The sequence below is a fragment of the Corallococcus exiguus genome, assembly GCF_009909105.1.
GTDB lineage: Bacteria > Myxococcota > Myxococcia > Myxococcales > Myxococcaceae > Corallococcus > Corallococcus exiguus.
The window spans coordinates 1-15,106 of record NZ_JAAAPK010000020.1; the positions used below are offsets into that span (position 1 = coordinate 1).

The following is a 15,106-nucleotide window of genomic DNA, read 5'->3' on the forward strand; positions in this document are numbered from 1 at the left end:
GGCCGGGTGATGATCACGAGCGGCAAGACGACGTTTGCCCGGCTCGACACGCCCTTTCGCGACATGCAGCTCGTCGATTTGCGGAAGTTCCTGATGGACTTCGTCCGGATGGTCTACCGCGTGCCACCCGAGATCGTCGGCGACGTGACGAGCAGTAACAAGGCGACGAGCTTCGCGGCACGCGAGCACCTGGCAGAGCAGGCGACGAAGCCGCGCGCCGAGGTCTTTCTCGCCGCGATCCAGAAGCACCTTGCACCCCGCTTCGACGACGACGTGATCCTTTCCTACGACTCGCCCGTTCCCGCCGACCGGGAGCACCGGCTGCGTGTGATGGGCACGCTTCCGAGCGCGTTCAGCTTCGACGAGTGGCGCACCGAAGCCGGGTTCAAGCCTCACCCCGAGCGTCAGGGCTTCGCCGAGCTGTTGCCTGGACAGAAGCCAAACGAGCCGCAGGACACGCCGACGCCGGCTGCGGGCAGCTCGGCCGAAGCGAACGCCGAAGCCATCAGCGGCGACTGAGCCACGCGCGAAATCCGCACCCATTTACCGGGTGCGATGCCGAACCCGCTCACACGCTCTCTTCAGCTCGCCGCCGTTCGGAAGGATGCGACCGCGCTGACCGCCGTCGAGGCCGGTAGCGATCGGCGCGTCTACACGTTCCGGGCGAGCGACGGCGACTTCGATCGCTACTCCGACCGGCTGAACGTCAGGGGTTGGAGGATCGACGGGTACAACGCGAACGGCGTCGTTCTCTTCAATCACGACGACGGCGCGCAGGCTGCACTCACGGGAGCTGAGCCGCCGCTTCCCATCGGCAAGGGGCGCGTCTACGTCGAGAACGACGCGCTGATGATCGACGTCGAATTCGACGACGAGGACGACTTCGCGCGCAAGGTCGAGCGCAAGGTCGCGAAGGGCATCCTCAACGCTGTCTCAGTCCGTTACCTGATGCTTCCGGGCCAGTACCGCGCGAACGATCGCGGCGGCTTCGATTGCGACGCTCAAGAGCTGCTCGAAGTCTCGGTCGTGACGATCCCGGGGAACGCTCGCGCTTTGCGCGCGAAGTCGCTCGACGGTGAAGGTGAAGACCTCGTCGAGCGTATCGCGAAGCGTGTCGTCGAGCTGCTCGAAGAGCGAGAGAGCGACGAGAACGACAAGCCTGACGCGAGCGACGAGCAGGGCGAAAAGCCAAACACTGGCGACGAGCCCGCCGCCCCGAACGAGAGCAAGCCCGATACGGGCGAGCCGCCGTCTGCCGATGCGCCAAAGGCAGACGACGAGGACGACAAGGCGAAGAGTCTCGACGCCGCCCAAGCCGCGAAGGTCTTCGTCGAGGCGTTCAAGGGCTACATCCGAGGGAGTGACAAGGAATGACTCGCAAGCAGATCGCGGAGATGGTGAAGGCACTCGGCCCCGAGGTTGCGCGTGAGCTGATCGACGCGGCGGCCCGAAGCGCCCCCGGCCGCGTGGTTACAGACAGGGCGACGCGCGAGAGCGGCGTCTACGCGAGCGCTGCAAACTTCGGCGCGTTCACGAAGAGCGTCATCGCCTTGGGTCGCCGCACGAGTGCAACCGAGCTGATCGACGCCGCGAAGCGCTTCGGCAATGCCGACGTGCAGAAGGCGGTTCAGCTCAGCAAGTTCGACTCGGCGGGCGTGCTCGTGCCCATCCAGCAGAGCGGCGAAGTGATCGAGTTCCTGCGGCCCGACGCGGCCCTGCTCAAGCTCGGCGTGCGAACCCAGGCGTTTCGCGGCGAGCTGCACATGGGCACGCAGACGGGGACTTCGGTCTTCAAGTGGGTTGGCGAGGGGGAGACCGTCCCGAGGAGCGCGCCGAAGTACGGAAAGATCGTGCTCAAGGCGCACAAGGGCATGGTGCTGACGGACATCAGCAACGACCTGCTGCGCACGCCGGGCGTGGGAGACGCGAGCGTCGGAGAGGACATCCGCGCCACCGCGGCCGATGGTCTCGACGATGCCGGGTTCAACGGTGACGGCACAGGCGCCGCGCCGAAGGGGCTCTTCGTGCAGCTCGACCCCGCGCACTCGTTCGCATCGACGGGCACGACCGCTGCCGCCTACCTCGCCGACATCGACAAGGCGGTAGAGCTGCCGCTGACCGCTCACGTCCGCATGGGGGCTGCGGCCTGGGTCATCCACCCGACGCGGGCAACCGCGCTGATGCAGCTCCAGGAGTCTGGCCTCTTCCTCTTCCGTGGGGAGATGCTCGACAAGGGGACGATCCGGGGTTTCCCGTTCGTGATGACCACGCGCGTCCCCGTGTCGCGGATCACGTTCTCGTGCGACTGGCGTCAATTCCTCTACGGGATCGACGAGGACTTGATCCTGTCCGAGCACGACACCCGCGCCGAGCACGACGAGACGACCATCCGCGCGATCGTAAAGGGCGACTTCAGGCTGCGCCAGCCGAAGGCGTTCAGCTCGATCACCTACTAACCCGACAGCGTGAAACCGCGAAGGTCGCCGACGAGTGGGGAACCCCGGGCTTAACGGTCGCCTTCGAGCACTCCCTCCGGCCTGGCATGCACGTAAGGGCGGGCCGCGAGGGCAACTGTCGGGCGATCGCTGTTGGCGCGGGGCGCACCCTGGATCCTGACTGGATGAAGGGGCGTCCGGGCGGCTGGGAGAACGAGCTGCTCGGCGCGTACCTTCTACCGACAAGGCATGTCGCTGCCTACAGCATGCCGCTTGTCAATGGGGCGTTCGTCTGGGGTGGAAATGTCTAGCGATAGCCACGAATTCTAGCGAGCTTTTGAGGTTGTCAGACCCGACTGGTATGTGGCGGATCGCTGCCGAAGCTGGCGGCTGAACCTGGGGGCCACATGAGAGCTTTCGCAATAGCCGTGCTGATGCTGCTGACGGCCGGATGCGCTACGACTCGGGTCGTCAACCTCAACACGGGATACGGCAAGACAATCAGCTACACGCCCCTCGAGTCCGACCCTGTCGAGATAGGGCGGGATGCCTTCAAGGAAGCGGTCACGCAGCTTGTGCTCGACATGAAATTAGATGTCGCGTTCAAGGAAGCTGAACGGGATGACAGTCGCTCCCTGCTCGCGTCGAGTGGCGGAGTCGTTGACGGTGCTCAGGGGCGAGCTGTCCCGTCGGCCTACGAGCGAATCTGCCAGCGACAGGACGACCCCAACGGCTGCATGGGCATGTTGGCGGGTGGGCTCACGTTCGGGCCGATGGAACGCCGCATGATGGCGCTCTACTTCGCGCTCGATACGGTCTGGGAAGGCGTCGAGGATGCCATCCGAGACATGGTGAACGGGGCTGCTTTACGGGCCATGGTGACGACGATGATTGGGACGGCGCTTGTGATGCTCGTCGCGCCTGAGCCGATTACGAAGGTCATTGCAGTTGCGCTAACTGCATCGTTGATTGCCTATCTCGGCACAGGTCCGGTGTGGAATCTCGGGCGGGGGTTCCTGCGCCTTATGGACGAATCGAGGGACGCCGCGAACGTTTCGGAGCTGGAACGCGCTGGGCATCGCTTCGGAAAGATCCTTGGAGACAACGGCGCTCGGGTGCTCGTGATCGTCGCCCTGTCGGCGCTCGGCGGTAAGAACGCGATGGCGGCTCAGGGGCCGAGAATGCCGGGCTTCGCTCAGGCGGCGGTCAGGGCAGAGGCAGAAGGGGGCTTCGTGCTTGCTGGCGCGCTGTCGGGAGGGGTCCAGTCGATCTCGATCTCGGCTGCTGGGGTCCTCAACATTGCGCTTGCTCCTACTGCTGTTGCCGCGGTCGCCATGGGCCCCGGTGCTGGTGTGGGGACTCGACCTGCCGGGGGCGTTGGGGGAGTAATTCAAGGCGATCCCGACGGCGACGTTCATCACATTTGCACGGACAAGAACGCCGTTTCCGATGCGAACGGTGGGCCTTGGACGCCGCTATTTGAGGAGGTCTTCAGTCGGGCAAGGATGAGCCTTGACGATATTGCGAACAAGGTGCGAATCAGGGGGCATAGAGGCCCACACCCTCGGCAGTACCACGAAGAGATTTATAACCGGATAGACGGAGCAACAAAGGGATGTCGAGAGCCCGCGCAATGCCGAGCGGAATTAGTCAAGGAGCTTGCTAGGATTGCGCATGATATTTTGACGGAGGGAACGAAGCTGCGGAAGTTGATCACGAAGGACTCTGGGATGTGAATTATGGCGCGACGATTCTATAACCTGACGATTGATGTTTACGTGCCCGGCCGGTGGTATCTTGGGGTTCCTATAGACACTGCTTCCGAAAGGATGATCGACGATCCCTGGATGTTCAGTGATGGTCGAGCTGTGGATTTTCATGGGGGCCTCCGCATTTCGATATATCGTCCCGGAGTTCCGCTTGACTTTGCTACGGCCGGGGTGGGGAGGGCCCCAGTTGTGAGCGATCGGATCGCGTCTGTGTTCCGCGAAATGGCGCCCAACGATGTGCAGCTTTTTAAGGCTGCGGTTGATGGACAGCCAGATCCCTATTACGTGCTCAATGTGGCTCGACAGATCCGCTGCATTGACGATGCCGCATGCGAAGAGGTCCAAATCCGTACTGCGGGCGAGTACACAGAGCGCATAGGCGAGTACAGTTCTGTCTCGGGGTTGCGAATCGACAAATCGAAAGTAGGCGACGTGCGTGTGTTCCGAACGTGGGGATGGCACTCACCCCTCATTGTCGACGACGAGATCAAGGATGCGCTGGAGGCGACTGGGATCGCTGGCGGGAAGTTCGAGGAGGTCTGAGCGGCCCCCCCGCAGTCGCTGGACGCGGCTCGGCGGCTTGCGTCGGAGCGAGATGCTCGTTGGTGGGGCGTTCCTCTGGGTTGAGCGCCGCGCTGTTCCTGCCAGTGGCCGGGGGAAATGGCCCCACTGCGCGGGCGTCCGCGATGGTAGCCTTCCCCCTCGGGAGGTCATGCACCATTGCTCCAACCGTTCAGATTGGCCCTAGCGCTCGCGCTCGTCTCGGGAGCTGCTGCGGGGGCTGAGCCCGCACCGGGGGCGCGCGTTGACCGTAAGCGCCCTGTGACCGTCGCCAGCACGCCCTCCGAACCGCTTCCCGTTGTCCATGTCGCGGCGGACACGCCGACGGTGTTCCTCTTCTCTTCGCCGATTCAGCGGAAGACCCTCACCTTCGACGAGTCCCGGATCCGCGTCCTGGATGCAGGCGAGCGCTCAATCATCGTTCAGCCCGTGGCCAATCTCGGCGACGGCGAGCGTCAGGAGATCGGGGTCTTCTTCGCCGACGGCCGAGCGCCCGCCCGCGCCGCCTTCGTGCTCGTGACCGACCCGGCCGAAGTGGACTTGCGGATCGACGTGCAGCGTCCAGCGCCGCCGAACGACGCCTGTCCGACGGACGCTCACGCCCCGGTGCCGAAGCCCGAAGACTTCGTGTTGCTCGGCTACCTAGATGGGAAAGGGGTCACAACAGCCAGCATCAAAGGCAAGCATGATTCTGCTCGGGGTTTCGAGTCAACCAGCACTTTTTCTTATCGGGGCAAAGGCTGGATTCTGTTCGACGTGACAATCTGGAACGAATCCAATCGGCCAGCCTGGACACCACGAGAGGCGACATTTACGGGGCGTGTCGGCATGCCCCTGCGGGCGCGGATCGTGACAGACAGAAAAGGCGCAATTCCTCCTGGGGAGACTGGGCGCGTGCTCGCGGTCGCTGAAATTCAAGAGTCAGACGCGGGCCTTGTTTTCACCGTGGAGTTGCGAGGGGACGGGGGCCGCGACTTTACGATTCCTGACGTGCGCTTTCCGAAGCCGGGGACGGGGGGCACCCAATGACGGCAACGCCGACAGGGACGCCGCCCGCCACGCTCATTGACGGATGGCAAATTTCCAAGGAACTCGGCAACGGTGGCTTTGCCTTCGTCTTCCTCGGAGAAAAGAACGGCAAGCGCAATGCGCTCAAGGTAGCGCGGCACCGGGAGGCGAGTGGCGACCCGAAGCAGACCCATGCACGAACGTTGCGTGAGCTGACGGCGCTTCTCATGCTGAATCATCCCAACATTGTACGGACGCAAGGGCATGGCTACACGGAGACCGGCAACGCGTACCTTGCGCTTGATTACGTGGAAGGATGGACGCTCGCGGAGTGGGCCGAGCGTAAGCACCCGACGATCCGCGAAGTCCTGAGCGTCTTTGAAAAGCTCGCGGGTGCGCTGTCTTACATGCACCGTCGGGGCATATTGCATCGGGACCTGAAGTTGCTCAACGTCCTGATCCGGAAGAGCGACGGTGCGCCTGTCATCATCGATTTTAGCTGCGCGACCTATCCCCTCGCCGAAGACTTGACGGATGAAGGCTTGCCGCCTGGAACAAACCGCTATCGCGCTCCCGAGCAGTTTCAATTTCTGCACGAGCATAAGGACGAGCACCGGGCCCGCTATGCCTTCCAGGTAGCCGACGAGATTTTCGCTGTCGGCGTCATGCTGCATGAGTTGCTGACCGATCCGCGACCTTCGGAGTTCCGCGTCCGCTTCGACCTAAACGGCTCGTTCTCTAAGCCGCCGCCGCCCCGGCTGGTGAACGCTCGCGTTCCAGAAGCACTGAGTGATCTCGTCGAAAGCATCCTGTCACGAGACCCGTCGCGGCGGCCCGTAGATACAGAGGCGCTACGTCGCGAGCTGGCGGAACTCCAGACTGACCCTGTCGCCGACTACGACGTGCCGGCGCATCCACCGTCAGAACAGCGTCAGATGGGGGCGGCGCACGCGGAGTTCCCTGCGGCGTTGGCGATGCAACCCCCTCCCCTAAAGCAGCGCGTTGCCGTGCTGGAGCGCCCGCGCGGGCAGGCATGGTGGCTTGCGGGCGTTGCTGGCGTCGTCGCGATCGCTGTGGCGGCGGGCCTCTGGAGCTACTCCGGTGAGGTTCGCGCCCCCGCAGCCGAATCGCACGTTGCCGCGAGCCCGACCCCTCCCAGCCCCAGCCGTTCCGTACCGCCGAAGACAGCCCCTCCTGCTATGTCACCCCCTAGCCCCTCGCCCGTGGCTCCCCCAGGGCCGACAATCGCCGCTGTTCCGAAGGAAGGATCCGCTTTGAAGAACCCCGCCCCCGAAGTCCTGATCCAAGGACGCACACTCCGCCTGCCGAAGAAGTCCGCCGCTGTCGCTGAGTGCGCGTCGCTGTCGCTTGTTGCGGCGCTGGCGGCGGGCTGTCCTGCTGCCCAGATCCGGCCCGAGTCCTTCACCTGCCCGGCTGGAGCGGAACGAGCCATGCGGGAGAATCTCCACTGGACGGACGGCGACTCGTTCTCGCTTGTGCTCGACGACCGCCACGGGCGCGAAGAGGTTTGGTTCGCGGCTGGCGCGGAGGTGGTGGGGATCGTCCCGAAGGGCATGAGCGACAGGAGGCAGCGAGAGGTTGCCCCTGTCGGGACACGCTTCTACGGGAAGGCTTACTACCTGTCCGAAAAGATGGGGCGCGCGGACGGGCCGGCACTCGTCGTTCGGTATGACCGCGTGAAACTTCCGGGACAGGACGAGCAACCCGTTTGCTTCGTGGTTGAGGGCACCGCCATAGCGTTCAAGGACGGCATGGTGAAGGCGTACAACTTGGACAGCGGAACCGTTGTGGACCGCTGGCCTTGAGCGCTTCCCGCGTGTGACGTGACAGGTAGGTGGTCGATTTCGACATGCTGCCCGCAGAACGTGACAGGACCTTCTAGGGTAGTTCCCTAGCGGACCATCCCCCAGGTAACATTCGCCCGGCCGCGTTGGCCTCGATGCCCGCGCGAATGTGAGGAGGGGCGTTCATGAAGGCAGTCGAGTTCAAGGTTCCACGAGGGGCGATTCTCTTCGTGAAGGACGGCTTCCAGTATGAGTTCCGCGACGATTTGGGAGAGACCCACCATGGGCTGAGCCTCTTTCTCGCGAGGCGTCGCACGCTGGAGGGGCACATTCGGGGAAAGGTGCTGCTCAAGGCGGTGGGGCGTCCCACTGTCGAGGAGGGGGCTCGCGTCAAGCGCGCTCGCGCGAAGTTGGAAGAGCAGGTGCGCCTTGCGACGTACCTCAACCATCCGGGCATCCTCCGCGTTCACGGGCTGCACAAGGCAGGCGGGTGCTGGTACGTCATCACCGAGCACCCGTCGGGTAACAGTCTGAACGACCTGATCTCAGTCGCCGGGGAGTGCAAGCGGCGTCTTTCGCCCCTCTTTGTGCTGTACGTGGGGGCGCAGGTGGCGGCAGCCCTTGAGCATGCCCATGAGGCCAAGGACGAGCAGGGGAAACCCCTCAACATCGTTCACAGGGCCCTCGACGTTGAGCACATCTTCGTGGACTGGCAGGGCAGCGCGCAGATCTCCGACTTCGGGCTCGCCCTGTCGGACCTGCCCGGCCGCGTTTCGTCTACGGTGCGTCGCCCGCTGGGTGAGGCGTTCTACTCGTCCCCGGAAATGCTCCTGACGGGCCGCGTGGATGCGCGCTCGGACCTATTCACGCTCGGCAACATCATGCTGGAGCTAGCGACGTGGAAGAACGTCCTCGATGCCCCGGACGATCTCACCGAGGGGGTCAAGGACTCGCTTTCGAGGCGGAACCGGGCGCGTGTTCGGCGCGCCATCAGAAGGGCACGGCTGGCGGGAAGCTCTCCCCTGGTTGAAGACGCAATCTGGCGCGCGGCGACCTACACGCAGGCGGACCTGGACGCATTGACGGCAGACCTCCCGCAGGGGCTGCGCGTGACCTTAGGTAGGCTTCTTCAAAGGTCGCCCGCCGACCGCTACCAGACGGCGCGCGAGTTGGCGGCGGACCTGCGTCGTTGGATCGGCGAGGGAGATGCCTACGGCCCCAAGGACGCGGAAGCCGAGCTGAAGGAGCTGATGCGGCAGGCGGGCGAAGCGCTGGGGGAGTTGGGCATTCGCGCGCCCCGAAGCCCCTCGACTCCCCAGGACCAAATCAGCACGAACTAGCCAGACAAGCTCTATGTGCCACCCCTCACGGCCCGGGGGGTGGCGCCATGACCGCGAGGCCCGTGTCCGGCCTGGACGAGCCCCAGCGCTTACCGCGAGACTCTCGTCGACGTGGCCCGCCTGGACGTGGCGTGCTTCACCTCATGGCCTTTCCGATAAGGCCGCCAGCGCCAAAGCCCAGCATCCCGCCGACCAGGGCGAAGGGTGCAAGCGGGGTGAACAGGAGGATGGATGCCGTCCCCGCTCCGCCGACCATTCCGCCAATGACCATCCTCGCGTGCTTCTTCTTGACAGGGATGATCACCCCTGCAGCGTTGACGTTTACAGTGTCCTGCTTTCCCGGCGTGATGCTCGACATCTCCAACTCCTCGTGTGACCGCCTCCTCGCTCGATTGCGAATTTAGAGGGGGGACGGGGTAATGAGGGCGAACGAGCAGAAATTCCCCGGTTGGGCATGTCGTTCGGCCGTGCGCTGGGGGAGAGGGCTAGGGGGCTCACCACGAGGCACACGTTATGCGCCCGTCTGCCCGGTTGAGCTGCGCCTAGTCGCGTGGCCCCGCTGGCGTGGCTCCTAGCTCGCCACTCGGCCGAATGTGGTAAGCCGCCGCCGTGAATCTACAGAGGGTCGTTGTCACCACTAGAGCGACGCAGGAGCTTGCAGGGCTCCCGGAAAACCTTCGGCTCTACGTTGAAGGGTACTTAGAGAACCTGGACGCTCTGCTCGACACGGCCCCGCTTCACCGGATCTCCATGCTCTGGGAGAGGGCCCCGAACGGTGCCGGCTTCCTCACCAACGTAGAGGGGGCCTTCGTCGCCTTCTCCGTAGACGAGCTGACGGGAGGGGTCATCGTCACGCGGATCGAGCCCCACGACTGCACGGCGGGTAGATAAGTCCGCGTCGACGGTGGGGCCTGTATCCGCCCCCGCCATGTTGCACGTATGTCGCAGGAGCCTGCGGAATGTGCTGGGACGAGCCGAGACAGGGCGGGATGCGGAGGGAAGTCGAATCCGAATGGTTCCGGGCGGTTGCGCGGTAAGGGCGCGATTCTGCTGGGGTTTTCGCAACGCCGGCCGTGGGTTCGATTCCCTCCGCCTCCACAGTGGGAAGCCCAGCAATCTCAACAGGTTGCTGGGCTTTTTCTTTGCCTGCGGTTCGTCATGTGCCCCCAGTGTGCCCCTGCGGCGTTGAAGCCTCGGCGGCGTAGGTCTGCGGGATGGGGCGGTCGAGTTGCTGCACAGCGCGCTCGCGTGCTTCGGGCGCGAGGTGGGCGTACCGCATGGTCATCTCGATGGTGGCGTGGCCCATCAGCTCCTGGATGACCTTGAGCGGGATTCCCCTCATCGCGAGATGGCTGCCGTAGGTGTGGCGGAGGTCGTGCCAGCCGATGAGCCCTTCCTCGCGGCGGATGCCTGCCCGCGCAAGCGCGCGCTTGAGAGGCGCCTTCATCAGCCCGGCCGTCAGCATCTGTCCGTCCTCCTGACAGAACACCTGGGCCCCGCGCAGGTGCCGATGTTCTTTCAGCACCTGCACGGCTGAAACCGGCAGGTCCACGATCCGCTCGCGTCCGCCCTTGGGGAGGCATGAAGTCCCTCTCCAGATGGTACGTCGGACATGGAGCTTGCCTCGCTGCAAGTCCACGTCGTTCCACTGGAGCCCGATCAACTCGCCCTGTCGCATGCCTGTCTTGAGGGCCACGAAGATCAGCGGCCTCCACTCTGCCTCGGCGTTCGTCACAAGCAGCTCGGCTTCCTCGAAGGTGAGGAAGTCAAAGGCTGGCTTCCGAGTCTTGAAGACCTTGATGCGGGGGACGTGGCTGATGATCCCCTGGTCCTGCGCCAGTACGAGCAGCTTGTGCAGTACCGCGAGCACGTTGTTGATGTACTTGAGGCTCAGGAACTTGGGATTGGAACGCTTGCGCTTGAGGACGGCTGCCCGCGTGGGGGCTGCCTTCCGGAGAAGAGCGTCCGCCGGCTTCTTGCGCATGACGGCCTTGAACTCCTCGATCTCCGCGAGGCCGATAGAGTCCAACGACAGGTGCCCGAACGCTGGGAGCAGGTGGTTGCTCAGGATCTGCCTCTTGCTGGCGACACTGGATGGTTTGTTGTTGTTCTCGCTGTACGTGATGAATCGCGGGACGAACTCCTTGAAGGTTGCAATCCGGTCCTGCTCGTTCTGCGCCTCCTTTCCGAAGGAACCCGAGAGGAGGGCGTGACGGACCTGACGCTCGTACTCTTCGGCGCCCCGGCGGGTGTTGAGGGGCGAAGCCTTGCGGACTCGCTCCACCTTCCCGCTGGGGTGCTGGTACTTCACGTCCACCCACCACGCCTCCTGCACCTTTCCCTCCTTCGACTTCCACTTCCGCAGCCTGACGCTCATCGGTTCTCTCCGAGCGCAGGACCGCCGTTACCCGGAACGCATGCTAACAGCGCGTCGCGGCGCAGGCGGATGGATCGGCCGATGTGAACAACGCCGGGCACCTGCCCGAGCCGGATCGACTCGTAGAGCGTCTTCCGGTTCACGCGCAGGAGGGCTGCGGCCTCGTCGACGGTCAGGAAGTCGGGTGCGCTGGATGCGGAGCACGTGGGCTTGATCATCGCGCGGGGCCGCTTCCATTTCCGGGCGTTGGGAGTGACGCCTTGGACGTGGTGGCGGGTGGCGTGACGGCAGCGCCACGCGAAGCCGTGAGAGGCACGACCTTCGATTCATGGGGCGTTGAGGTGTCGTCCTCCTGATGCCACGGCGGCAGCCAGCCCCGAGCCTTGTTGTCGCGCAGCTCCGTCCAGCCCGCCGACTTCAACGCGGCCAGGAAGGTGCGTTTCTGAGGCGGATGCTTCTGTCCCACCACGCGGCAGAAGCCACAGACCGCCGCGTACAGAGCGTCATTCGTGACCGCCTTGGACTTTCCTACCGTCGTGCCAGTGCTCCGGCTCATCACGTTGGCTTGTGGGCTGCTGAATGCCCAGTCGCGGAGCTGCCCGTCTGCATCTGGGCTCTCGCTGAGTTCGCGCAGGAACTGTTCCGTGACGGGTTCGCTGAGCTGCTGGAGTTCTTCGCGGGAGGCATTCGCATGCGGTCTGCGGACGCGGCGCAAGTCCACGGTGCGGGTATTCATGGCGTGCGCGAACGCGGCGACCTGCCGCATGAACTCGGGCGTGAACGCGTCGTCCTCGCCTGGAGCGTGCAGCGATTCCAAGAACTCCCGATGAGTCATGCCCAAGTCCGGGTGCGCGTACTCGGCGGGCTTGGCCTTGTTGTGGAGCACCGTCCAGCGGCGGTCGCCCTCTTCGATTTCGATGGGTTTCGTCCGGTTGGTAGCAGCGAGGAGCCCCGCGCGATTCGTCGCGGACGTCCGGGCAACTCCCTTGCTCTCCAGGAAGACCTCGCCGTCGGTGATGGTCGCCTTGAGCCCGTCGCCGAGCGAGCCCCCGCGCTTGTGGTTGTCGAGCAGCTCGTTGGCGAAGATCAGGAGCTTCGTGGCGAAGTGGAAGTTGTAGGGCTTGGCCAGATCCGCCTCACCAATCTGGACGCAATTGGAGGGCCCCAGCAGGTGCGCCAGCACGCGATAGAGCACGTTCTTCCCGGAGCCTGGGGGCCCTTGCAGAAGGATGGCTGTGCCCGGCCTGGAGCCCGGATGCTGGACCTTGAAGGCGATCCAGTTGAACAACCAGTCCAGCCCGGCTTCGTCCTCCGCGAGCCAGAGAAGCACGCGACGCACGTCAGGCCATTCCCCTTGCTCAGGCACGAGAACGGGGGGCTCCCAGGTGTTGACCGCGAAAGTCCCGTCCTTGCGCTCAATGAGTACGGGCGCGTGTGGCCTGCACTCCATGGACATGACACCCACGCAGAGGGCTGGAGTGCTCGGCGAGGATGCCAGCGGGCTTGCTCCGCGTGGCCACGTATCGCGCGGCTCCAGTAGCCCGCGCAGAATGAGGTAGTCCTCCGCGGCCTTCTGCGTCAGGAACTCGGGCGCGAAGCCGTGCCCGTCGTGCCGCCGCGCGAGGTATCGCTCCAGCGGAACGATCTTCACCAGTGGCATCTTCGCCACCTGGGCAAGCGCGCTGTCCCTGTCGGAGGCGTGGGCAGACGAGTCACCGGACTGGCTTCCTGCGCTCATCGCTCGCCCCCATTCCCGAGGCTCGGATTGGCCACCAGTTTCAGGGCCCGGAGCCATCGTATGTGCTTGGCCTCCTGGTCAGCCTTCCTCTGTCGTTCCCATTGCGTGAGCTTGGCGCGGGCGCCTCGCAACCCGCGCAGTGCTTCGCCCCACACGTCACGCGAGGGTTCCAGGTGTGCGAGGGCATCGAGCGAGCGGCGCGCGCATTCGAGGAGGCTTTCCGAACTCTCGTCGGGCTTGGCCACCCAGGCGAGCAGTTCGGTCAGCTTGTTGATGCCCAGGTGCCGCTGCCCGTCGAGCATGAGCACTTCGCCCGCGTCCATCTGCGCGAGCACCGTCACCGCGTCGGAGCGCTTGAAGCGCTGGAGGCGCCTGCGCACGTCACCCGGATTCGCCGCGTGTGTGCCGTCCACCTGCTCCTCGTTGGGCCGTTCGGCGTAGCGCGCGAAGGGCTCCCGCAGCAGAGGGCCGAACTCGGCTTGTACGTCCAACGGCTGGCCCTGGTGATGTTCGGGGGTGGGGCGGGGTGTTGTGTTCGCAGGATCCCAGCTTGGCAGGTAGTAGAGCCGCGCAACGTCCTTGCAGGACGCATCGGCCTTCAACGCGGCGTCGGTCATGTCGCCCAGGCCCACGCACCGCATGAGGCGCGGCCACAGACGCTCCGACCAGCGGCCCGGTGAGCCCACGGGAACGGGTTCGCTGAACGGGAAGACGACGCGATAGCGGATGGGCTTCAACGTGCGCCCGTAGGAGTGCGTGGGGTAGGCGAGGAACCACAGGCCACGGCGGCGCAGGCTCGCAAGCCACGCTTCAAGCGCGGCCTGGGTCTCACCGTCGAAGTCCACGATGCCCAGGGTGACATGGGAGAAGTTCGCGTTGCGGCGGTAGGGCGTGGGCGTGGGCTGCCCGTCCTTGCCTTCGTAGAGGCCATCAGCGCGGGGTGGGCACGGCCTGGCAGGGATGATGGCGCGGCCGTCCTTCTCCTCGCGCAGGAGCGGAGCCACGGCCACCTCCCAGAGCGCGGCCATCAGCTCGGCCAGTGAACCGAACGTCACGACCTCCAGGCCGCCGGGGGTGAACCGCGAGTCCGTCAGGCAGACTGCCCAGGATGCGAGCGCGGGGCTTGAAGCACGGCATGCCGCTTCAACCGTGATGGCGGGTGTGACGAAGCATTCAACGCGGGCGGGCTCCGTCACCGCTCCGTCACCGGGGTTTTCACTCTGTACGTGACGGAGTGACGGAACTTCCTTTTCCTTAGGAGAAGAAGAGAGAGAGGAGAGGGAGAAACGAGCCGCGTCAGTCACTTCGTCACCACCAGTTCCGGGGTGGTCGCTGAGGTGGCAGCCAGCGTCGAGTCACCAGCCCGGGCGAGGGTGTAGACCCGTGGCGCCGCGCCGCGTGCGCCCGGCGTGTGGCGGTAGGACTCGCGCACCGCGCCCGTGGACAGGAGGAGGGTGAGGGTGCGGCGGATGACCTCCTCTCCCGCGTTGAGGCGCGCGCGCAGCTCCTTCACGGTGAAGCCCGTGGGCCCGGCGTCGCTCAACATCGCGATGACATGGGGGCGGTAATGCTCGACGGCTTCAAACATGGTCGTCCTTCGTTGTTGGTGACTCGCCCTCCCTAAATGGGTGCAAAATTTGGCCGTGGCTCACGAGCCGGTTTTTTCGCGGGGAGCCGCCATTGCTCCCTCGCTCGCTGAGACAGGTCGAGGGATCCCCCCCGGCTCCGATTTCCGAAGTGCCGTCACTCGGGACCTTGCTCGGCGGTCCCCCACGCTCGAAAAATTCCCAGGAAAAACGCAGGGGCTCGTTATGTGCAGCGCGCCCCCTGAGTTCTTGCCGAAACGGTCCTCGACCACTGCCAGTACTTGGTGAGAACGCGCGGAACTGGCAGCGCTCGGACCACATCCCGCACGCTGAAGCCCAGGTCCCCCCACTTCGCCGACACGCTTTGACGGGGCACTCTGGGGCGCGTGGGGCGGCTCGCCTTTCAGCGGGGCAATCCAACAGTCATCGATGTTCAGCGCGCCTGTGTGCCACTCCAGGACGTTCGCCGCGACCGTGCCTCTCAAAG

15 protein-coding genes are annotated in these 15,106 nt (G+C 64.8%); 9 read left to right on the forward strand and 6 right to left on the reverse strand.

The annotated features are described in order from the left end of the window. The 8 genes from GTZ93_RS41280 to GTZ93_RS41315 all read left to right on the forward strand — a co-directional run. The coding region (locus tag GTZ93_RS41280) for a phage portal protein (RefSeq protein WP_161663355.1) at window positions 1-519 on the forward strand (519 nt) is incomplete at its 5' end. A 36-nt stretch (window positions 520-555) separates the two neighbouring features. Next, window positions 556-1,374 (forward strand): HK97 family phage prohead protease, encoded by an 819-nt coding sequence (locus tag GTZ93_RS41285; protein ID WP_161663356.1) that lies wholly within the window; start codon window positions 556-558, stop codon window positions 1,372-1,374. Next, window positions 1,371-2,456 carry a phage major capsid protein gene (locus GTZ93_RS41290; protein ID WP_167548749.1) on the forward strand — a complete coding sequence of 362 codons (1,086 nt, stop codon included), beginning with the start codon at window positions 1,371-1,373 and terminating at the stop codon, window positions 2,454-2,456. Before GTZ93_RS41285 ends, GTZ93_RS41290 begins: the two co-directional genes overlap by 4 nt. Before the next feature lie 386 nt (window positions 2,457-2,842). After that, window positions 2,843-4,171, forward strand: coding sequence for an AHH domain-containing protein (locus GTZ93_RS41295; RefSeq protein WP_139923192.1), 1,329 nt, complete (start codon window positions 2,843-2,845; stop codon window positions 4,169-4,171). A 222-nt stretch (window positions 4,172-4,393) separates the two neighbouring features. Next, window positions 4,394-4,747 (forward strand): imm11 family protein, encoded by a 354-nt coding sequence (locus tag GTZ93_RS43360; RefSeq protein WP_315967418.1) that lies wholly within the window; start codon window positions 4,394-4,396, stop codon window positions 4,745-4,747. A 177-nt stretch (window positions 4,748-4,924) separates the two neighbouring features. After that, complete coding sequence (locus GTZ93_RS41305) at window positions 4,925-5,794, forward strand: DUF2381 family protein (protein WP_139923196.1); 870 nt, start codon at window positions 4,925-4,927, stop codon at window positions 5,792-5,794. Next, the gene (locus GTZ93_RS41310; RefSeq protein ID WP_161663357.1) at window positions 5,791-7,599 is read left to right on the forward strand and encodes a serine/threonine protein kinase; all 1,809 of its coding nucleotides are present in this window, start codon (window positions 5,791-5,793) and stop codon (window positions 7,597-7,599) included. The genes GTZ93_RS41305 and GTZ93_RS41310 overlap by 4 nt, the downstream gene beginning before the upstream one ends. Before the next feature lie 164 nt (window positions 7,600-7,763). Continuing rightward, window positions 7,764-8,918: a serine/threonine protein kinase gene (locus tag GTZ93_RS41315; RefSeq protein WP_139919222.1), complete on the forward strand. Its 1,155-nt coding sequence runs from the start codon at window positions 7,764-7,766 to the stop codon at window positions 8,916-8,918. Between the two features lie 136 nt (window positions 8,919-9,054). Here the strand turns inward: GTZ93_RS41315 and GTZ93_RS41320 are convergent, their stop codons facing one another. Then, window positions 9,055-9,276, reverse strand: coding sequence for a hypothetical protein (locus GTZ93_RS41320; protein ID WP_139919221.1), 222 nt, complete (start codon window positions 9,274-9,276; stop codon window positions 9,055-9,057). Window positions 9,277-9,527: 251 nt separating this feature from the next. Between GTZ93_RS41320 and GTZ93_RS41325 the strand changes: the two genes are divergently transcribed. Then, complete coding sequence (locus GTZ93_RS41325) at window positions 9,528-9,809, forward strand: hypothetical protein (RefSeq protein WP_139919220.1); 282 nt, start codon at window positions 9,528-9,530, stop codon at window positions 9,807-9,809. Window positions 9,810-10,074: 265 nt separating this feature from the next. Here GTZ93_RS41325 and GTZ93_RS41330 read toward each other — a convergent pair whose 3' ends face one another. The 5 genes from GTZ93_RS41330 to GTZ93_RS41350 form a co-directional block, all read right to left on the reverse strand. After that, window positions 10,075-11,295 carry a tyrosine-type recombinase/integrase gene (locus tag GTZ93_RS41330; RefSeq protein WP_139919219.1) on the reverse strand — a complete coding sequence of 407 codons (1,221 nt, stop codon included), beginning with the start codon at window positions 11,293-11,295 and terminating at the stop codon, window positions 10,075-10,077. Beyond that, on the reverse strand, window positions 11,292-11,513 hold the full coding sequence (locus GTZ93_RS41335) for a helix-turn-helix domain-containing protein (RefSeq protein ID WP_139919218.1): 222 nt from the start codon (window positions 11,511-11,513) through the stop codon (window positions 11,292-11,294). The genes GTZ93_RS41330 and GTZ93_RS41335 overlap by 4 nt, the downstream gene beginning before the upstream one ends. Then, window positions 11,510-13,033 carry a primase-helicase family protein gene (locus GTZ93_RS41340; RefSeq protein ID WP_139919217.1) on the reverse strand — a complete coding sequence of 508 codons (1,524 nt, stop codon included), beginning with the start codon at window positions 13,031-13,033 and terminating at the stop codon, window positions 11,510-11,512. Before GTZ93_RS41340 ends, GTZ93_RS41335 begins: the two co-directional genes overlap by 4 nt. Further along, window positions 13,030-14,088 (reverse strand): hypothetical protein, encoded by a 1,059-nt coding sequence (locus GTZ93_RS41345; protein WP_139919216.1) that lies wholly within the window; start codon window positions 14,086-14,088, stop codon window positions 13,030-13,032. Before GTZ93_RS41345 ends, GTZ93_RS41340 begins: the two co-directional genes overlap by 4 nt. A 245-nt stretch (window positions 14,089-14,333) precedes the next feature. After that, window positions 14,334-14,621, reverse strand: coding sequence for a hypothetical protein (locus tag GTZ93_RS41350; protein ID WP_139919215.1), 288 nt, complete (start codon window positions 14,619-14,621; stop codon window positions 14,334-14,336). Window positions 14,622-15,106 lie beyond the last annotated feature (485 nt).

Excerpts from the sequence above, each read along its gene's own strand:
- GTZ93_RS41285 (WP_161663356.1), top strand. The coding sequence starts at position 556 with ATGCCGAACCCGCTCACACGCTCTCTTCAGCTCGCCGCCGTTCGGAAG.
- GTZ93_RS41290 (WP_167548749.1), top strand. The coding sequence starts at position 1,371 with ATGACTCGCAAGCAGATCGCGGAGATGGTGAAGGCACTCGGCCCCGAG.
- GTZ93_RS41295 (WP_139923192.1), top strand. The coding sequence starts at position 2,843 with ATGAGAGCTTTCGCAATAGCCGTGCTGATGCTGCTGACGGCCGGATGC.
- GTZ93_RS41310 (WP_161663357.1), top strand. The coding sequence starts at position 5,791 with ATGACGGCAACGCCGACAGGGACGCCGCCCGCCACGCTCATTGACGGA.
- GTZ93_RS41315 (WP_139919222.1), top strand. The coding sequence starts at position 7,764 with ATGAAGGCAGTCGAGTTCAAGGTTCCACGAGGGGCGATTCTCTTCGTG.
- GTZ93_RS41320 (WP_139919221.1), bottom strand. The coding sequence starts at position 9,276 with ATGTCGAGCATCACGCCGGGAAAGCAGGACACTGTAAACGTCAACGCT.
- GTZ93_RS41330 (WP_139919219.1), bottom strand. The coding sequence starts at position 11,295 with ATGAGCGTCAGGCTGCGGAAGTGGAAGTCGAAGGAGGGAAAGGTGCAG.
- GTZ93_RS41335 (WP_139919218.1), bottom strand. The coding sequence starts at position 11,513 with ATGATCAAGCCCACGTGCTCCGCATCCAGCGCACCCGACTTCCTGACC.
- GTZ93_RS41340 (WP_139919217.1), bottom strand. The coding sequence starts at position 13,033 with ATGAGCGCAGGAAGCCAGTCCGGTGACTCGTCTGCCCACGCCTCCGAC.
- GTZ93_RS41350 (WP_139919215.1), bottom strand. The coding sequence starts at position 14,621 with ATGTTTGAAGCCGTCGAGCATTACCGCCCCCATGTCATCGCGATGTTG.